Consider the following 17,905-nt stretch of genomic DNA (forward strand, 5'->3'; position numbering starts at 1 on the left):
TAGTAGGTAAGGTCACCTGTAGATTACAGGTTAATAGGCTCTATGTGGAAGTGCAGTAATGCATGTAGCAGAGGAGTACTAACAGACCGAGGGCTTGACCTCACAAACTATTGACAATCGCGTTACTTGCAGTCTTCAGGGTTTTGAACAGGCAAGGGAGCAGGGAGCAGGGAGCAAGGGAGATTAAGATTCTTGTTTCCCTCTTCCCCCCGCCCCCTGCCCCCACCAATTTTTCCTGGTGTCTATTGCGCGGTGGAACCACTCTGACCCCATCCCGAACTCAGAGGTGAAACGCTGCTGCGGCGACGATAGTTTGAGGGTTGCCTCCTGCTACAATAGCTCGATGCCAGGTCTATTTTTCACAAAAAGCCGCTCCTTTGTTTATTGGAGCGGTTTTTTGCTATTTTAACGATCTGTATGAGCTTTCGCACATTATGGAAACTCCATGGAAACTCCTGGCTTTGAAACCCCGTCCTAGAAAGATGGCTTTACATGGAATATACCTAACTACCGAGCAAAAACCAATATTGCGTCGGACAATTAGTTGTGTGCGGCTAGTTTTTAATAAAGCCTTGGCAGCGACAGCCAAGGCTCAATAATTAGGCTGGCGTGATTAAATATAACTGGAAAGGGCTGTCATTTTTCATTGGTAAGGGGTTCAAGTCTATTGACGTTTTGTAATATAGTTTGGTTTATTTATACCCGCTTACTTAAGCCAATCAAAAAAGAACAATAAATATAAAAATGCAAACAGAGAAATATTTTGTGAATCTTGTAGTACTCACTTATTTATGATTAGGCGATCGCCAGAAAATCAATGCTATAAAATCTACTGTTTGCAATCTATCTAAAGTCATATCTTAAGGCAGAGATTGGTGAAACTAATTATGAATGGTAAGTTCAATCATTAATTAGATATATGAGACGAGAGAACCAATAGACAATCTCTGGATCGGAATAGGTTGTTAAGCGAGCAATTTCTCTGGCTAGCTGATATGCTTCTTCTCCCTTAGAATTATTTGCTAGCCCTACATGATTCAGTAAGGCTGCTTTCAAGTCACCATTATAAGTAGGTAAACTGTGACCTTTTGTAAACCTTATTTGGCGAAGAATAGGATTCCAGTCAATCTTGTTTGCAGTAAGATGGGAACTCATATTTTTTAAATTTTTTAGTTGATAATTTTAATGTATGCTCCATATTGGATAACAACAAATATTTTTTCTTTTGATATTGATAAATATAATTTATTAAAGTAATAAACGATAAAAAGCGTTGTCTTGACATCTAATCATGTCACTATGTGTATAAGAGGATGTAACAGTAATTGTTATTTTTAATAGCGTTATAAATTATTCGCCAGATTAGATATATCGCAATTTGAATTAAAAATTTTTGTGGAAGAGGTTACATAAAAGTTTTACAACCTACACAATGAGGAGGATTGTTAGATGAACATCTCGCAAGTTGTGCAAGAAGAATTTTCGCAGGTTCCGGTAATTGATATTAGTGCGTTAGTTTCTCGAAAAGGCGATCGCCTGAAAGTTGCATCTCAAATTGGACAAGCATGTCGCCAATCTGGATTTTTCTATATTGTCGGACATGGTGTGGATGAAGGCTTACAGCAAAGGCTAGAACAACTCAGTCGCCAGTTTTTTGCTCAAGATTTGGAAACTAAACTAGAAATTCGCATGGCTTTGGCTGGGAAAGCATGGCGAGGTTACTTTCCGGTTGGGGATGAATTGACATCTGGTAAACCGGATCTTAAAGAAGGTATCTATTTTGGTGCGGAACTAGCAGCAGATCACCCACTGGTGAAAGCACAAACACCTATGCATGGTTCTAACTTGTTCCCCAGCAATATTCCCTTATTCCGCGAGACGGTGCTGGAATATATGGAGGCGATGACGCAACTGGGACATAAGCTTATGGCTGGGATTGCTTTAAGTTTGGGATTGGAAGAATTTTATTTTGCTGAACGTTATACATCAGATCCATTAACGTTATTTCGGATTTTTAACTACCCGCCAGATTTATCACCGCTAGAAGGAGACAATAGGTGGGGTGTGGGAGAACATACAGACTACGGTGTTCTGACTATTCTTAAACAGGATGAATCAGGCGGATTGCAAGTGAAATCTAAATCTGGCTGGATTGCTGCGCCTCCTATTCCTGGTTCCTTTGTCTGCAATATTGGGGATATGCTCGATCGCATGACTGGCGGTTTATATCGTTCTACACCCCATCGAGTACAAAATTTGTCAAGACGCGATCGCCTTTCATTCCCTTTCTTTTTCGATCCTAATTTTGATGTAGAAGTTCAACCCATTCCTTTAAATGAAGTAGCGATCGCTGACGATTACCAAGAACGTTGGGATGGTGCTAGCGTTCATGAATTTCGCGGGACTTATGGGGATTATGTTTTAAGTAAGGTTTCTAAAGTTTTTCCCGAGTTGCAACGGACTGTGCTGTAGAAATTGACAAATTAATTCTCGCTACAAAAGCCAAAATCTTTGTCTAGCCAGGGTTGTAGTCAAAAACAAACGACTTCAGAATCATACCCGACTTTTTTTATCGGGTATGTTTGACTCGTATTTGTACTCGTGTTACTATCAGGCGACAGTTGACAGACAAACAGGGAAAGCTAGGTTATGACTCAGACAAAATCCGCACTCACCGAAGCCGCCACTATCTCTTTTCAAGCCTTGAAGTGTAAGGAATGTGGTGAGGAGTATGAACTGAAAGCTAACCATGTTTGTGAATTATGTTTTGGGCCTTTGGAAGTCAAGTATGACTACAATCTGCTACGCAATACTGTCACTAGAGAAAAAATTCAAGCTGGCCCTAATTCCATTTGGCGCTACCGTCCCTTTTTGCCTGTTGCAACTGATAATGTAATTGATGTGGGAACTGGGATGACTCCCTTAGTGCGTTCTCACCGTCTGGCGCGTCGTCTGGGTCTAAATAAGCTTTATATTAAAAACGATGCTGTGAATATGCCCACCCTCAGCTTCAAAGACCGGGTGGTGTCTGTCGCTTTAACAAGAGCTAGAGAATTAGGTTTTACGACAGTTTCTTGTGCTAGCACTGGTAACTTGGCTAATTCCACAGCCGCGATCGCAGCTCACGCTGGTTTAGATTGCTGTGTATTCATCCCCGCAGATTTGGAAGCTGGGAAAGTTATGGGTAGCCTGATTTACAGCCCCACATTAATGGCTGTAAAAGGTAACTACGATCAAGTCAATCGTCTCTGCTCGGAAGTAGCTAATACACATGGATGGGGTTTTGTCAATATTAACCTCCGCCCCTACTATTCAGAAGGTTCTAAGACATTAGGGTTTGAAGTAGCTGAACAATTAGGTTGGGAATTACCAGACCATATCGTTGCGCCCCTAGCATCTGGTTCCTTGTTTACAAAAATTTATAAGGGATTCAAAGAATTTGTTGAAGTTGGTTTAGTAGAAGATAAGAAAGTCCGGTTTAGTGGCGCGCAAGCTGAAGGTTGTTCGCCTATCGCCCAAGCATATAAAGAAGGACGGGACTTTATCAAGCCAGTTAAACCTAATACGATTGCGAAATCGATTGCGATCGGTAACCCAGCAGATGGTGTTTATGCTGTGGAAATAGCTAACAAAACCAACGGTAATATCGAATCTGTTAATGATGCAGAAATCATTGAAGGTATCAAGCTATTAGCAGAAACTGAAGGTATATTTACAGAAACTGCTGGCGGTACCACCGTTGCCGTGCTGAAAAAATTAGTAGAAGCTGGCAAAATAGATCCAGATGAAACTACTGTGGTATATATCACTGGCAATGGTTTGAAAACCCAAGAAGCTCTTCACGGCTATATTGGCGAACCTTTGACAATTGATGCCAAACTCGACAGCTTTGAAAACGCACTAGAGCGTTCGCGGACTCTCGATCGTTTGGAATGGCAGCAAGTACTCGTTTAAAGGATAAAGGTTAAATAGTTTAACTTCACCTTCCATCCTTGATATTTCATATCTCACACTTCATACTTCAACTATGTCTGTAACAGTTTTAGTTCCCACTGCTCTTCAAAAATTTACCGATAACCAAGCTGTCCTAGAATGCACTGGTAGTAACATCGCAGAATTATTTGATTCTCTAGAGACTGTTTGTCCTGGAATTAAATCCCGCTTGTGTGATGAAACAGGCGCACCACGGCGATTTTTGAATTTATATGTCAATAGCGAAGATATTCGCTTTTTGGATGGGACAGCTACAACTCTCAAAGATGGCGATGAAGTTAGTATTGTCCCTGCTGTGGCAGGTGGTTGATAGCGAGAAGTTGTATATTTGTTAAATATATATACAAGCGTGCCCTAACAGCACGCTTGTATTGTTTCATACCATGTGGTTAAGCTTTTTAGGGGTCACTATGGACTGAAACTGCGATCGCCGATCAACTGGCGAGAATTTTTTGCAGTTTTTGTTTAATTTCTATATGTCTTTGTACGCCTTCAAAAGCATAGCGATTATAACCATTGCGCTGAATGATTTCTTCTAAATAGCGAACTCGTGCTTCAGAAGTGGGATGAGTACGCAGGTAAGCTGGAGTACTTTGTCCTTTTTCTTGTTGTTTGAAAGTCACAAATAAGTTGCGTAAACCATCAGCCGCATAACCAGCAGCAGCTAATACACGAGTGCCAATAATATCAGATTGAGTCTCGTTTTGACGGCTATAATCTAGACTTGCTAAAGTAGAAATCAGATTGCCAAAAGGTATGATTTGCCCTACATTAGCAAGTAAATTGGCATTGGTAATTCGCTGAAATCCATGAGATAAAACTGCATGACCAATTTCATGTCCTAATAATCCTGCTAATTCTGCTTCTGAGTTAGCAGCCATAATTGCTCCGGTGTTGATAAATACTTTGCCACCAGGGAGAGCAAAAGCATTAAGAGAATTGTCTTTAACTACGTTAAATTCATATTTAAAATCAGCCCGCCCCATCAAATTAGCAATATCATTACCAATACGGCTGACATATTCTAAAATACTTGGGTCATCTATCAGAGGTAATTGCTGTTTATAAGCAGCAGCAACTTGTGCCCCCATAGCAGATTCACCTTGAAGCATCAAAGGAGCAAGTCGTACAGCTTGGTTAGCTCCATCACCTGTGAGAATCCCAACAACTGCACCCACAACTCCTTGGAAGATAATTTGTTCGTTGAGCTTGCTACGAAAGCGATTAAAGTTCTTATCTGCAATGCTAGCAAACTCCGTCGCTTCTGGATGTTGAGGATAAACAATCGCAAATTGACGAGCAATAATAGAAGCTTCCAACCATTGATCGTTTTCTTCCTGAGCTTTGATTAAAGCTTTATTTAACTCTACAGAATCAGGGAAGGTTGCCACTCCCCTCTCTAGAATGGGAATTACATCTTTTTGATCGCCGTACTTCTTAGAAGCTTCAGCATACAGTGCATACGCAGGGACAAATTCCGGCTGTTTTTCTAACAGCATTTTGAGCGGTACAAAAATTTTACTCGTTAGTCCCTGTTGCATTCCCTCGGTGGCATTACGCCAGTATACCCGACCTGCTCCTGAAAGTTGTTCAGGATCAGTAATGGCTTTAGGAATGCTATTAGCTGTGGCTGTTTCTTTAGCAAATGGAGGTTTGGCTTGGCGATAGAGTTTTTCCGCACCTGCGGTATTTCCTGCAAGGTAAAGTTCATCTGCTTTGGTTAAAGTTTGCAATCGGTTAGCTATATTAGAATTTTGTGCAGAAGAAATTATGGGTACTAGTAAGTTTAGACAGAGAAATAAAACTGCACCAACCACCACCCATAAAAATTTGTGGAATTTTTTCATTGATAGCACCTTGATAGTTTATTAGTTTGAAAATGGGCATGGGGCATGGGGCATGGGGCATGGGAAAGAGAGATTTTCATGTTTGGTTGTGGGTTTTTCCCATGCGGGGCTAGCTTGAAAAGAGTGTTGACTGTTGACTGTTGACTGGGAAGAGATATTTTTATGTTTTTGACAAATAGTTGTAACCCTATTGAAAATTACAATCCGGGAATTTTGGGAACTTGACGCAGAATCCCCGGAATGGGATTTTTAAAACCTGGAATAACAGATTCAACCACATTCAAAATATTGGAAACTTGTGCCGCACGATAAGCAAATTCACTGTATCCTGTAAAGCCGACATCAAAGATACAACCATCTAATAAACTTGCATCAACTCTCGCATTAAGACATTGCGATCTCGCATCCTCAAGTTGTGCAGGAGATAGCATATCTAGTGTCAGGTAGGCATCAGGAAAAGCTTTATCTGTAAAAGTTGCTGTGGATTGAGCTTGTCCATAGTCAAATAGAGATTCTTCCTGACTGACTCGCCAACTATTACCGAAATCTTTATTTAATTTATCAAGGTAGATTTTCTCCAGTTCACCTAATGGAATCCGAATTGGTGATACACGCTCAATTAATTGGCGAACATCTCCATAAGTTGATTTAGAAGGGAGAATATCTCCACTACGGAACCGTAAATCATCATTAACATTACCGTTAACATTTCCCAGCAAACCCACCATTTGATTGGCTTGAGATTCTAGAACAAAAGGAAAGACATCCATGTATTTAAACTGTCCACGGCTATAAATTGTGATGGCAACTTTCTCACCTGTAGACCACTCAACTACATAGTTGCTATCATTTTGTTTATGAATTACCCCACCTCCTGGTAGAGATAAGGAATCACCTTCTACAACAGTAGGTTTTCCATTAATTCGTAGGGGGGTATCAGTATTGGAATCTGGGAAATCTTTTGAGTAAAAAGCTACACGATTCTTGCCAACTTTCATCGCCACTGCACTGTTGAGAGAAAGGGATTTGTTCACCGCAGATTGACGGGTTTGGACTTCAAAAATACCATCAGTTGATTTTGCGAGGATGAATTCTCCGACTGTTTGAAAACTGTATCTGTGTCCGTCGAAGGTTATGAGGTGAGGATCGCCGTAACTTGTACCTTTGACTGGCTTTCCTGTTCTATCTTGGGGTTTTTCTTCCGGTTCTTTAGAGTAGATTGCGATCGCTGATGGAATACCAATCCTGATTTTAAAGCGATCGCCTTTAAGGAGGATATCTTGACCCCAGGTCAGAAGTAAACTTCCAGCTCCATCTAACTGAGCAATTGATGTCGCCCCAAAACTTGTTAATGTATCTCTAGCTTGCTTCAGAGTTGCTGAATTACTAGAGAAAAACAAGACTGTACTACCTTGAGCATTACCATTTCGGATTCCGACGAAAGTTCGCCCTCCTGGAATAGGTTTTTCATCTGGAGGTTTTGGAGCATAAGGAGCATAAAGACCAATAAAATTTGGACATTTGCTAGTATCTTTAAAAGCTTGAGCAACATCATCTCGAATAGAGGCTGTTGTTGAGTCAAAACAGAATGCTCGGTGAGCAAAATTAGAGTCGATTTTCTGAGGGTTATATTCCTGAATTATTTTTCCCTCAGTTCTTAGTCCCAGAGGGATGATGCGTTCGCCATCGACTAATATATTTCCGATGGTAACGTCTGATTTTCCATCAATAGTACTAAAAAATGTCCCATTTACCATCGCTCTCAACTTTAAGCCTTGTCTGTTAAGGTTCTCAATTTCATTATGTTCATTGAGAAAATAATCAGGGTTTTTAGCTTTAATGGTATTATTTTTGGTTATTGGCCCAGTCAAGTTAAAAAGTTTAGCTTTACTCAGATCTACTGTGGTTATATATGATGATTCTTGAGAGTAGAGACATACGCCATTGGCAGATTGGTAGAGACTAAAGCCATTAACTTTATCTTGACAAGGAGAATCTGATTTAGAAGCCTGAGTTTGAATTGGTGATTTGAGGGAATCTTGGCTTGAGTCTTGCGGTAAAACTGCCGGAGAATTATTCTTAGGTACATTACTAGGCTGGGGGTTCTGCTGCCGAACACGAGGAATTTGTGCGAGTTCTGAAGGCACAGCTAGTTGAGAGTTATAAAACTGAATCTCACTACCTACTCTATTATCGACAACTTGCATGATAGAGTTAGTACTTGAATATGTGTCAGCAGCATTTGCTTTGCCAGTATCATGCAAAAAAGTGTTGGAAATTGGTGAGTTTAAGGTAATAATTCCACATATAAATATTAGAATATTATTTATAAAAAATTTTTCATTTATAGCAATTGCAAAGCTAATAAATCCAATGATTAATGGACGAATATACTTGATCATTACTGCTTAAAACTATAAAACATATTTAATAAAGATACAATAAATAACTTATTTTATAGTCAGGCGATATGATATTGACTTTAAAATTCAGTGCTAGTTTTGGGATTAATTGGGAAAATATTCTTGAAAGTACCAGAAAACTTGATTAGAATTTAAACATTGTTCTATTTCTTTACTGTTTTCCCAACTGCTAGTAATTTGTTTACTTCCAAGGGCGATGAGTGGGCCATAATGAAGTTCATTTGATGTCAACTGAATTAAATAAAATGGCTCTTTTGACCAACCTTTTTTTTCAACCGACTCAAGTTTATATAAACTGAGGTATCGGGGGTCACGAACAACAGAAGCAACTGTTCTACCAAGGCGGCCAATTTCTTCATAACAAATGCGATTTCCTTGGATGGCGATTCGAGTACTACTGCTAGATCCTAGAGAATAAAAACCTGATTTTAATTCTTGTGAAGAAGCCGGATCAAAAAGACGACATACAAGTAAGTTAGCTTCTTTTAATGGGTTAGCTTCGCTATGTCTGATAACTTTATTAAGCTTTTCTACCCTGATTAATTTACCGTTTTTAAAGTAACGGTTTTGCAAAATTTTGACAGAGTTTATATCGTTACAGTTGACATTAACTTCACTTTCTAAGAATTTTCTTTTTTCTACACGGTTTTCCGATTGTACAAATTCTGCTACGAATTCTGCTGCTACAAAGCTTTTAACGTATTTATAGTTACTAGGCGAAATTTGCTTAACTTTTGCTAAATCAACATAAGAAATTGCAGGTTTTAAATTTAATTGGCTCTGGCTAATAAAATCTGCGCTCACATAGGGACTAGCCTTAGCTACATTTATATAACTGGAAAATGTAATAGTAAAACTGGCAAGTAAGCAGGATGATAAATTTTTTATTCTTATCATTATTTTCATAATTGAATCATTATTATTGTATTTTATTCAACCGAAAATAAATTTCTCAGTTATGGAAGTATCAGCAGTAAAATCCTTAGAGTATTAGTATCTGAACTTAATATGATTACCCTTTCTTTTAACTACAGAATGTCTCTCCCCATTTAAGCGGTCTTCCTAACGCTGGAGCATCGACATTCTCAAATTCTTTAACTGTGCCATCACCCATTAATCCAAAGGTAATTCCGCAACCTGGTGCTAACGTACTACCAAAAGAAACTGCACCTATTGAGTTACATTGGCTGATTATATTTTGGCTGATACTTTTCAGAAATTTAGGGGAGTTTCCAAGCTGTTTTATACCAGTTTCCACCATACGACCATTACGCACTGTACCAGTGAGATGAAATATATATTCGATAGGTCGCTCTGCTGCTGAATCGGAATAATTTTCGGAATTTTTTTTCTGATAAATATCTTGAATTAAGACATTAGGCACTTTCTGTAAACTAGTTTTTGCATTAGCGATCGCACCTTTACAAGCTGCTGTTAAATCCTGTGCTTTAACATCTGTTGGCAATATCAAAATATTGACAAAACTAAATACAACAACTGTCATTATTTTTTGAATTACAATGTTAGACATAATTTTGTATTACAAAAATCTTCTTAAACTGCACCCAGTGAAAAATTAAACAGCATAAATATTGAGTTGAATGGTGACAAAACACTTAGACAACTACAGTTAAGCTAGATAAAATTGTGCTGAAAAGAATTTGTATTTAAGTAGTATTACAGGATTTAACCGTAGATCTACTGAACTTAAAATAATTTAATTTCTTCTTATGGTTGAAAAATAGCTTAAAAAAGCCTAAATAGAGCCTATGGCATTTTTAGCAGGCGATCGCTTATTCGATTCATCGACAGCAAAGGGAAACTCCACGCGCCTTGGTGAGTGTTCGAGATCGTTCCCAACCCCATCGCCTCTGCAAGCTGTGCATCTAGTATGGGGTTGTAGACCCAGTTTTTCGATAACTTGAGCATAGATATATAAAAATTTGTATGCTGAGGTTAATAGGTCTTAATAGTTCTTTTTTTTAAACTGGTGCAAGAAGATTTTAGGTTAATTGTTGATTTAGTCTCCGTTCTCGCCGTTGCTGCTGGTGGCGGACTGTTGGCGGCGCTGTTACGACAGCCTGTGTTGTTAGGGTATCTCATCGGCGGTATGGTCGTGGGGCCTGCAGGGCTGGGATTGATTAAAGAAGTGATTCAAGTAGAGACTCTGGCTCAGTTTGGGGTCGCTTTCTTGTTATTTGCTTTGGGCGTAGAATTTTCTTTTGCCGAACTGAAGAAAGTAAAAGCGATCGCACTAGGTGGTGGTGGGCTACAAATTGCGCTGACAATTTTAATCACAGTCGCGATTTGTGGCGTCACTGGTGCTTGGGGCGCTTTACCTGCTAAGGGCGTGTTTTTGGGGTCAATTCTGTCTTTATCTTCCACCGCCGTTGTCCTTAAATGCTTGATGGAAAGCAATGAAACGGAAACCCCTCACGGACAGGTAATGCTAGGTATTTTGGTAGTCCAAGACTTAGCATTAGGATTAATGCTAGCAGTCTTACCCGCCCTCCATGAGCCTGGTGAAGCTATTGGGATTGCGGTAGTGACAGCCTTAGTGAGAATTGGCTTATTTGCGGCTGGTGCAGTGGTAGCAGGAATTTGGTTAATTCCGCCGTTATTGCGACTCCTCGCCCGGACGGAAAGCAAAGAGCTATTTTTATTAGGTGTAGTTGCATTGTGCTTGGGAATTGCACTGTTGACAGAATATTTAGGCTTATCCATTGAAATGGGGGCGTTTGTCGCCGGTTTAATGATTTCTGAGGTGGAATACGCCGACCAAACTTTAACTTATGTAGAACCACTCCGAGATATCTTCGCCAGTTTATTTTTCGCCGCTATTGGCATGTTAATTGACCCAGTGTTTTTGTGGAAAAACCTGGAATTAATTTTAGGTTTAGTGGCAATAGTTTTCATCGGTAAATTTTTAATCGTCACACCGTTGGTGAAACTATTCCGCTATCCCTTAAAAACAGCTTTAATTGCGGGGCTGGGACTAGCGCAAATTGGGGAATTTTCCTTTGTATTGGCGAGTGAAGGGCAAGCACTGGGCTTAGTTTCTCGTTCAGTATATCTACTGATTTTAGGAACTACAGCTGTAACACTTGTTTTGACACCATTTGTGTTACGGTTAGTGCCATTTTTATTTACTTTGGCAGAATCGATGCCTTGGCTGAAACCTTATTTAGAGGAAGTACAGCCGCGAGATGTGGCTGAAGATTTGCCCTTAAAAGACCATGTGGTAGTTTGTGGTTATGGGCGAGTAGGTAAAAATTTAGTCAAGTTATTGCAGCAGCACCAGTTACCTGTAGTAGTCATCGATCAATCGGAAAGTCGGATTCAGCAATTACGGGATGCTGGCGTGGCTTATGTATATGGTAATTGCGTGAGTTTACATGTTCTAGAAACGGCTGGGGTGAACCATGCGAAAGGAATGGCGATCGCACTTCCCGATCCAATTAGTACCCGGCTTTGTCTGAAACGCGCCTTGGAATTGTGTCCAGAACTCGATTTAGTGGTGCGTGCTACCCAAGATAAAAATATTGAAGTGCTTTATCAACTGGGAGCTAGAGAAGTTGTACAACCAGAGTTTGAAGCCAGTATAGAAATGGCAACCTATTTATTAACAGGTTTAGGTTTACCAGCCAATGTGGTGCAACGGGAAATGCAGCAAATTCGCAAGGATCATTATTTAGACTTGCGCCCAGAACAGACTGCATTGGAAGTTTCCCGCGATTTACAGCAAGCCACCCGCGATTTAAATCGGCGCTGGTATCCCCTACCTTCTGGTTCCCCCCTGATTGGCATGAGCTTAGAAGAAGCGGATATGCGTTACTTAATTGGGGTAAGCTTAATGGCAATCCGCCGCGCTAATGGGGAAGAGATAGATTATCCCAGTAACGACACCAGATTAGAAGAAGGCGATCGCTTGTTGGTAGTGGGAGCCGATGAAGAACTAGCAGCTTTAGCAGAATTTGCTATTGGCAGAACGGCTGTACCCGGAGAAGATAGCGCTTGTCAGTGGATGACAATTAATGCCGCAACTCCAGTTTTAGGCAAAACTCTTGAAGATTTAGATATTAGCGATAAATATGGCGTAAAAATCGCAGCGATTCGGCGCGATGGTAAGTTTATCCGCACTCCCGATAGCCACATGGACTTGAAAGATGGCGATCAAGTATTGTTATGTGGCGGTTTGGCGAATTTGAATCAACTACAACCGTTGTTTACTGCACCCGACGCCGTACCCTTAACTTTGCCCGTAGTCAAAAGCGATCGCATAGAAGCCTGAAAAGCATTTATGCCTGTAAATTAGCTGGTGGGCATTGCCCACCCTACAGGTATAGAGATTTTTTATATGCACAAATTAGTTCATTTTGTGCTTAATTGGTAATTCAATTTGGCAATTTTATCAAGCGTCAAACTCAGTAAATTTTAGTAAAAAAATGATGTTGATAGATAAATTTTGACGCAATATATGCTGATGGTAATTCTTAATACAAAATCTCGAATAACAATAGGATAATTTTATCGATTATCCAACCGAGAAAATTTGGTATTTTACCAAGTTTCTCCAACATTTTTATTACAATTTGTTACATTAATAAAGGTAAATCAATCCCACTTGTCTCCGGAAAAGTATGGGCTGAATTTTACCTGCAAAAATGAGGCTGAAAAATCCTCATACTACTGACTCAGAGGAGGATTTTTGATTTGTGAACCAAAGCGCGCAAGGGCAGAAAATTAACAAATGACTTTTGCGAATCGGCAATTGCTACAACGGGGGTAAGGGACATCCAATTTTTTAAATACCCAATCAATTTGTAGTGCGAGCGTCTCCCTCGCTGGTGTTCAAAAGCGAGCAAGATGCTCGCACTACGGAATTTGGGTAATTTATTTTTTGTAAGTCCCTAACCCCTGCAACGCAATGCCTCAACTTTGCGCCGTTTGATTGTGAAAATACAACTTATTTTAACTATGGTTCTGTAAGCAACATTACCGTGGGAAAATCAGAGAATATTCAGAAGTAGAGATTAGAGAGGAAAACCCTATAATATGCATCTGAGCGAAATCACCCATCCCAATCAGTTGCACGGTTTATCGATTCGGCAGCTGCAACAAATCGCCCGTCAAATCCGCGATAAGCACCTACAAACGGTAGCAGCAACTGGGGGACACCTGGGGCCAGGTTTGGGTGTTGTAGAGTTAACCTTAGGGCTTTACCAAACACTGGACTTAGATCGGGATAAAGTTATTTGGGATGTAGGACACCAAGCTTATCCCCATAAACTAATTACAGGACGCTACAGCAACTTCCACACCCTTAGACAAAAAGATGGTGTTGCTGGTTATCTTAAACGCTGTGAAAGCAAGTTCGATCACTTTGGCGCGGGACATGCTTCTACGAGTATTTCCGCCGCTTTGGGTATGGCTTTAGCCCGCGATTTAAAGGGGGAAAAATTTAAAGCCGTAGCTGTGATTGGTGATGGTGCTTTAACTGGCGGGATGGCGTTAGAAGCAATCAACCATGCCGGACATTTACCCAAAACTAACCTACTAGTCGTCCTCAACGACAACGAAATGTCCATTTCGCCCAACGTAGGCGCAATTCCTCGCTATCTCAACAAAATGCGCCTCAGCGCACCCGTGCAGTTTATTAAAGATAATTTTGAGGAACAATTCAAGCACATTCCTTTTGTCGGTGAATCTTTGTCTCCCGAACTGGGACGGATCAAAGAAGGGATGAAACGTTTGGCTGTTCCTAAAGTGGGTGCAGTATTTGAAGAACTAGGCTTTACCTATATCGGGCCAGTAGATGGGCATAATATAGAAGAATTAATTGCTACCTTCCAACAAGCACATCAAATCCCCGGGCCAGTTTTGGTACATGTGTCTACTGTTAAAGGTAAAGGCTATGAACTAGCAGAACAAGACCAAGTAGGCTACCACGCCCAAAATCCTTTTAATCTGACAACTGGTAAAGCTATTCCTTCGAGTAAGCCCAAACCCCCAGCTTACGCCAAAGTTTTTGCCCACACCTTGGTTAAACTCGCTGAACAAAACCCGAAAATTATCGGGATTACAGCAGCGATGGCGACAGGTACAGGTTTAGATAAACTCCAAGCCAAATTACCCAATCAATATATTGATGTGGGAATTGCCGAACAACACGCCGTTACCTTAGCGGCTGGTTTAGCAAGTGAGGGAATGCGCCCTGTAGCGGCGATTTACTCGACCTTCCTACAACGGGCTTACGATCAGATTATCCATGATGTCTGCATTCAAAACCTGCCAGTGTTCTTCTGTTTAGACAGGGCGGGAATTGTTGGCGCTGATGGCCCCACCCATCAAGGGATGTATGATATCGCTTATCTGCGTTGCATTCCTAACATGGTGTTAATGGCACCCAAAGACGAAGCCGAACTGCAACGGATGATCGTTACTGGAGTTAACTATACCAAAGGCGCGATCGCTATGCGTTTCCCCCGTGGTAACGGTCATGGCGTACCCTTGATGGAAGAAGGCTGGGAACCTTTGGAAATCGGTAAAGGGGAAATTCTCCGCACTGGTGATGATGTATTACTGGTCAGCTATGGCACAATGGTTTACCCCAGTATGCAAGCCGCAGAAATTCTCAGCGAACATGGTATTGAAGCGACCGTAGTTAATGCCCGGTTCGCTAAACCCTTAGATACTGAGTTAATTGTACCTCTAGCTCAGAAAATCGGCCGCGTTGTCACCTTAGAAGAAGGCTGCGTCATGGGCGGCTTTGGTTCGGCGGTAGCAGAAGCCTTACTCGATGCTGATGTTGTCGTTCCCGTGAAGCGCATCGGTATTCCAGACATCTTAGTAGATCATGCGACACCAGATGAATCTAAGGCGGAATTAGGTTTAACTAGTCGTCAAATCGCCGAAAGAGTTTTGCAAGCTTATTTTCAGCTTCAACCATCGGCTGTTGGTTAGTTAATTCTTCAACACCAATTAAAAATACACCTAACAGCGCTGCTGTGGGGTGTATTTTTTTACTTGCTATGAAAATAGCAGAGATTAACTACACTGTTTAGCATCAGCCGGATTAACAAAATCATGTAAATCCGCATCCCAAATACTGATGTAAATAAAATCACAGTTTTGGCGGACAATCTGACCCTTAACACCGCCTTTAGAAAACTGGAAATTATCAGATTGACGCTGCTGTATTTGTCTTAAACCCTGTCTAATTTCTTCATTAGCTTTACCGCCTAACATGCCATCTAAAGTATTTTCCATCACTTGGGGGTCTACTGATTGGGCAAAAGCTGCTTCAGTTTGGCGTAATGCACCAGTATTGCGATCAAATAAGTAGCCAACATCAATTTGATTAGGTACTATTTTATAAGTAACAGCCCGCGTATTTCGCCAAAGTCCTCTTAAGTCTCTAGCCGGTTTACCCAGGGTAGCTTCTACGCTGCTTCTAGATGTCCCTGTAGGAAATGCGGGAACTCGTTGTCTGACGTTATTAGTAACTGATTTCGGCTGCTGAGTATTATTTTCTGGTGTGGAACGGACTTCTGGTGTTGGTACTACAGGCGGCTGATTTTGAGTATTTGGCTGTGGTGCTACTGTCGCCACTGGTTCTGGAGTATCAGCTATAACAGGTGCTTGCTGCTGTGGCAATGTAGATGTAACTGGGGGCTTGGTTTCTACATTGGGGTTAACGTTAGGTTCAAAGGTAGAAGTTGGTGCGGGAATTTCTGCTACAGGTGATGGTGATGCAGTTGGTGAAGGCTGAGTATTAATAGGACTAGCGGTTGGTTGAGTATTAATAGCTGAAGGTTCAGGGGAAGGAGTAGTATTAGTGACAACTGGCGTGTCTGCTACTGGTTGGCGGGTAAGGTTAGAAAATAATACCCCAATTAACAAACCACCGACTGCTAAACCACCAAAAACCACCGCAGGCTTTTGCCAAACTGGTGTCGGAATTACTTGGCGTTGTTGCGGAGGATATTGTGGAGAATATAAAGGCTGAGTTTGGTTAGTTGATAAACTCTGTGTCCGCGCTGAGGTAGCTTGAGGCGGGATGATATAACTGGCAGATTCCAAATCATAAAGCATTTTACTAGCTGTGGTGTAGCGATCGCTAGCATGGGGTTTAATCGCCTGATTCAGTACCTTTACCAAACCAGGAGAAACATTTGGGGCATAATTCTGCCAGAGAATTTCGCCATTTTGCTGGTTAGTTTCTAATTCTTGGGGTGATTTACCTGTAAGTAGATATATTGCTGTTAAACCTAAGCTATAAATATCAGTACCATAGACTGGGCGACCTAAAGCTTGTTCGCTGGGCATATACTCTGGCGTCCCAATTACCAGCGATTGCGCAGGTAATCCCGGAGAACTCACCACTGAACGAATAGTTTCCTTAACAGCACCAAAATCAATCAACACTGGCTTGCTATCAGGCGAGCGAATAATAATATTATCGGGCTTGATATCTCGGTGAATAATACCTTTACTGTGAATATATTCTAAGACAGACAACAGACTTAAGAGAATTTCGCGGACAGATGTTTCGTTTAACTTTCCTTGAGTCTGGATAACATTTCTTAAAGTTTGACCTTGAATCCATTCTTGAACCAAGTAAAATTGCCCATGTTCCGAAAAATAGGCATAGAGTTCTGGTACTTGGTCGCTACTTTTACCCAAATATTCTAAAGTAGCCGCTTCTCTTTCAAAGCGCTGTTGAATTAATTGGTAGGTTTGCGGGTCATTACTGATGGGTTTGAGTTGTTTAATCACACAGCGACGGCGAGAAGGCATGTGAGTATCCTCTGCCAGAAAGGTTTCGCCAAAACCTCCAGCGCCGAGTACCTGAATAACTTGATACCGATTGTTGAGAAGGGTTATTGTCATGCTCTAAGAAAGCGTGGACGCCTAGTAGCCTGTCGTAAGACACAGCCCTTTCCAATGTATACCAAATGCGGGGCATAGGGCATTGGGCAGAAGAAGTCAAAAGTCAAAAGTCAAAAGTCAAAAATATTTCTGAATGCGTGAATTTTGAATTGATTTTGTCCTCCTTGTCTCCCTTGTCCCCCCTTCCCTTCTGCCTCCTGCCTCCTGCCTTCTGCCTTAAGACAAAGAATACCCCGTCGCCTTCTGAACGAATTGCAAAACTTTTTGATAAGACTCAGGATTACTCACGGGATTGATAATGATGGGAATTGTGCCATCTGGTAACCAAAATGTAATCCTGCCATTAGCCTCTTGGCAAAAAGAACTGATGCAATTGAGGTTAATTACATATTCATTGTTTTCATAAAAAATTTTTACCCAATGGGGATGTTCGACTTCTAAGTCTGTCACATGTTCTATGTATCTCAAAATTTTCTGATAGTCTTGGGGATTAGTTTGTGGGTTAATCACTATAGGAATAGCAGAATCTGGTAACCAAAAGGTAACTCTGCCATTTTGTTCATAACAAAAGGCGTTTATACGGTCAAAATTGACCACATATTTTTTCCTTTCGTAAAGGATTTTCACCCAGTACGCCACAACATCTCCTCAGCTACCCGTGATGTCACTCTTAAAAAAATTCACAATTCTCATCGTAAACAAGCTACTGCTAATTGTGAATTTTAGTTTATTGTTGTCAGCTTACACTAG

At 40.9% G+C, this 17,905-nt stretch carries 13 protein-coding genes and 2 rRNA genes; 8 read left to right on the forward strand and 7 right to left on the reverse strand.

From position 1 onward, the window contains the following. From H6G08_RS11815 to H6G08_RS11825, 3 genes are all read left to right on the forward strand, one after another. A 23S ribosomal RNA gene (locus H6G08_RS11815) occupies positions 1 to 102 on the forward strand; the annotation flags it as partial. 132 nt (positions 103 to 234) lie between these two features. Continuing rightward, positions 235 to 352: ribosomal RNA gene (gene rrf, locus H6G08_RS11820) — 5S ribosomal RNA — on the forward strand. Positions 353 to 434: 82 nt separating this feature from the next. Continuing rightward, complete coding sequence (locus H6G08_RS11825) at positions 435 to 599, forward strand: helix-turn-helix domain-containing protein (protein WP_242046135.1); 165 nt, start codon at positions 435 to 437, stop codon at positions 597 to 599. Between the two features lie 301 nt (positions 600 to 900). Here the strand turns inward: H6G08_RS11825 and H6G08_RS11830 are convergent, their stop codons facing one another. Then, positions 901 to 1,155, reverse strand: coding sequence for a hypothetical protein (locus H6G08_RS11830; RefSeq protein ID WP_190542180.1), 255 nt, complete (start codon positions 1,153 to 1,155; stop codon positions 901 to 903). Between the two features lie 294 nt (positions 1,156 to 1,449). Between H6G08_RS11830 and H6G08_RS11835 the strand changes: the two genes are divergently transcribed. The 3 genes from H6G08_RS11835 to H6G08_RS11845 all read left to right on the forward strand — a co-directional run bounded on the left by H6G08_RS11835 (position 1,450) and on the right by H6G08_RS11845 (position 4,303). After that, entirely contained in the window at positions 1,450 to 2,472 is a 1,023-nt protein-coding gene (locus tag H6G08_RS11835) for an isopenicillin N synthase family dioxygenase (protein ID WP_190542184.1), read from the forward strand. 177 nt (positions 2,473 to 2,649) lie between these two features. Next, on the forward strand, positions 2,650 to 3,954 hold the full coding sequence (gene thrC / locus H6G08_RS11840; protein WP_190542186.1) for a threonine synthase: 1,305 nt from the start codon (positions 2,650 to 2,652) through the stop codon (positions 3,952 to 3,954). 73 nt (positions 3,955 to 4,027) lie between these two features. Continuing rightward, positions 4,028 to 4,303: a MoaD/ThiS family protein gene (locus H6G08_RS11845; protein ID WP_190542188.1), complete on the forward strand. Its 276-nt coding sequence runs from the start codon at positions 4,028 to 4,030 to the stop codon at positions 4,301 to 4,303. A gap of 124 nt (positions 4,304 to 4,427) precedes the next feature. Here the strand turns inward: H6G08_RS11845 and H6G08_RS11850 are convergent, their stop codons facing one another. The 4 genes from H6G08_RS11850 to H6G08_RS11865 form a co-directional block, all read right to left on the reverse strand. Further along, positions 4,428 to 5,840, reverse strand: a complete 1,413-nt coding sequence (locus H6G08_RS11850) for a M48 family metalloprotease (RefSeq protein ID WP_190542189.1) — start codon at positions 5,838 to 5,840, stop codon at positions 4,428 to 4,430. Positions 5,841 to 6,037: 197 nt separating this feature from the next. Beyond that, the gene (locus H6G08_RS37475; protein ID WP_242046136.1) at positions 6,038 to 8,047 is read right to left on the reverse strand and encodes a VWD domain-containing protein; all 2,010 of its coding nucleotides are present in this window, start codon (positions 8,045 to 8,047) and stop codon (positions 6,038 to 6,040) included. 300 nt (positions 8,048 to 8,347) lie between these two features. After that, positions 8,348 to 9,169 carry a hypothetical protein gene (locus H6G08_RS11860; RefSeq protein ID WP_190542192.1) on the reverse strand — a complete coding sequence of 274 codons (822 nt, stop codon included), beginning with the start codon at positions 9,167 to 9,169 and terminating at the stop codon, positions 8,348 to 8,350. Between the two features lie 118 nt (positions 9,170 to 9,287). Continuing rightward, complete coding sequence (locus H6G08_RS11865) at positions 9,288 to 9,767, reverse strand: hypothetical protein (RefSeq protein WP_206758296.1); 480 nt, start codon at positions 9,765 to 9,767, stop codon at positions 9,288 to 9,290. A 486-nt stretch (positions 9,768 to 10,253) separates the two neighbouring features. Between H6G08_RS11865 and H6G08_RS11870 the strand changes: the two genes are divergently transcribed. Beyond that, positions 10,254 to 12,554 (forward strand): monovalent cation:proton antiporter family protein, encoded by a 2,301-nt coding sequence (locus H6G08_RS11870; RefSeq protein WP_190542198.1) that lies wholly within the window; start codon positions 10,254 to 10,256, stop codon positions 12,552 to 12,554. 764 nt (positions 12,555 to 13,318) lie between these two features. Next, a complete protein-coding gene (gene dxs / locus H6G08_RS11875; RefSeq protein WP_190542201.1) occupies positions 13,319 to 15,226 on the forward strand; it encodes a 1-deoxy-D-xylulose-5-phosphate synthase in 1,908 nt (635 codons plus the stop codon). Between the two features lie 84 nt (positions 15,227 to 15,310). Here dxs and H6G08_RS11880 read toward each other — a convergent pair whose 3' ends face one another. Then, positions 15,311 to 17,155, reverse strand: coding sequence for a serine/threonine-protein kinase (locus H6G08_RS11880; RefSeq protein WP_190542204.1), 1,845 nt, complete (start codon positions 17,153 to 17,155; stop codon positions 15,311 to 15,313). A gap of 216 nt (positions 17,156 to 17,371) precedes the next feature. Then, a complete protein-coding gene (locus H6G08_RS11885) occupies positions 17,372 to 17,794 on the reverse strand; it encodes a hypothetical protein (RefSeq protein WP_190542207.1) in 423 nt (140 codons plus the stop codon). Positions 17,795 to 17,905 lie beyond the last annotated feature (111 nt).

The sequence above is a fragment of the Calothrix anomala FACHB-343 genome, from assembly GCF_014696435.1.
In the GTDB taxonomy this organism is placed as follows: Bacteria; Cyanobacteriota; Cyanobacteriia; order Cyanobacteriales; family Nostocaceae; genus Aulosira; species Aulosira anomala_A.

What these genes read in the sequence shown, in the direction of transcription:
- H6G08_RS11825 (WP_242046135.1), top strand. Translation starts at nt 435, where the DNA reads ATGGAAACTCCATGGAAACTCCTGGCTTTGAAACCCCGTCCTAGAAAG.
- H6G08_RS11830 (WP_190542180.1), bottom strand. Translation starts at nt 1,155, where the DNA reads ATGAGTTCCCATCTTACTGCAAACAAGATTGACTGGAATCCTATTCTT.
- H6G08_RS11835 (WP_190542184.1), top strand. Translation starts at nt 1,450, where the DNA reads ATGAACATCTCGCAAGTTGTGCAAGAAGAATTTTCGCAGGTTCCGGTA.
- thrC (WP_190542186.1), top strand. Translation starts at nt 2,650, where the DNA reads ATGACTCAGACAAAATCCGCACTCACCGAAGCCGCCACTATCTCTTTT.
- H6G08_RS11845 (WP_190542188.1), top strand. Translation starts at nt 4,028, where the DNA reads ATGTCTGTAACAGTTTTAGTTCCCACTGCTCTTCAAAAATTTACCGAT.
- H6G08_RS11850 (WP_190542189.1), bottom strand. Translation starts at nt 5,840, where the DNA reads ATGAAAAAATTCCACAAATTTTTATGGGTGGTGGTTGGTGCAGTTTTA.
- H6G08_RS37475 (WP_242046136.1), bottom strand. Translation starts at nt 8,047, where the DNA reads ATGCAAGTTGTCGATAATAGAGTAGGTAGTGAGATTCAGTTTTATAAC.
- H6G08_RS11860 (WP_190542192.1), bottom strand. Translation starts at nt 9,169, where the DNA reads ATGAAAATAATGATAAGAATAAAAAATTTATCATCCTGCTTACTTGCC.
- H6G08_RS11865 (WP_206758296.1), bottom strand. Translation starts at nt 9,767, where the DNA reads ATGACAGTTGTTGTATTTAGTTTTGTCAATATTTTGATATTGCCAACA.
- dxs (WP_190542201.1), top strand. Translation starts at nt 13,319, where the DNA reads ATGCATCTGAGCGAAATCACCCATCCCAATCAGTTGCACGGTTTATCG.
- H6G08_RS11880 (WP_190542204.1), bottom strand. Translation starts at nt 17,155, where the DNA reads ATGACAATAACCCTTCTCAACAATCGGTATCAAGTTATTCAGGTACTC.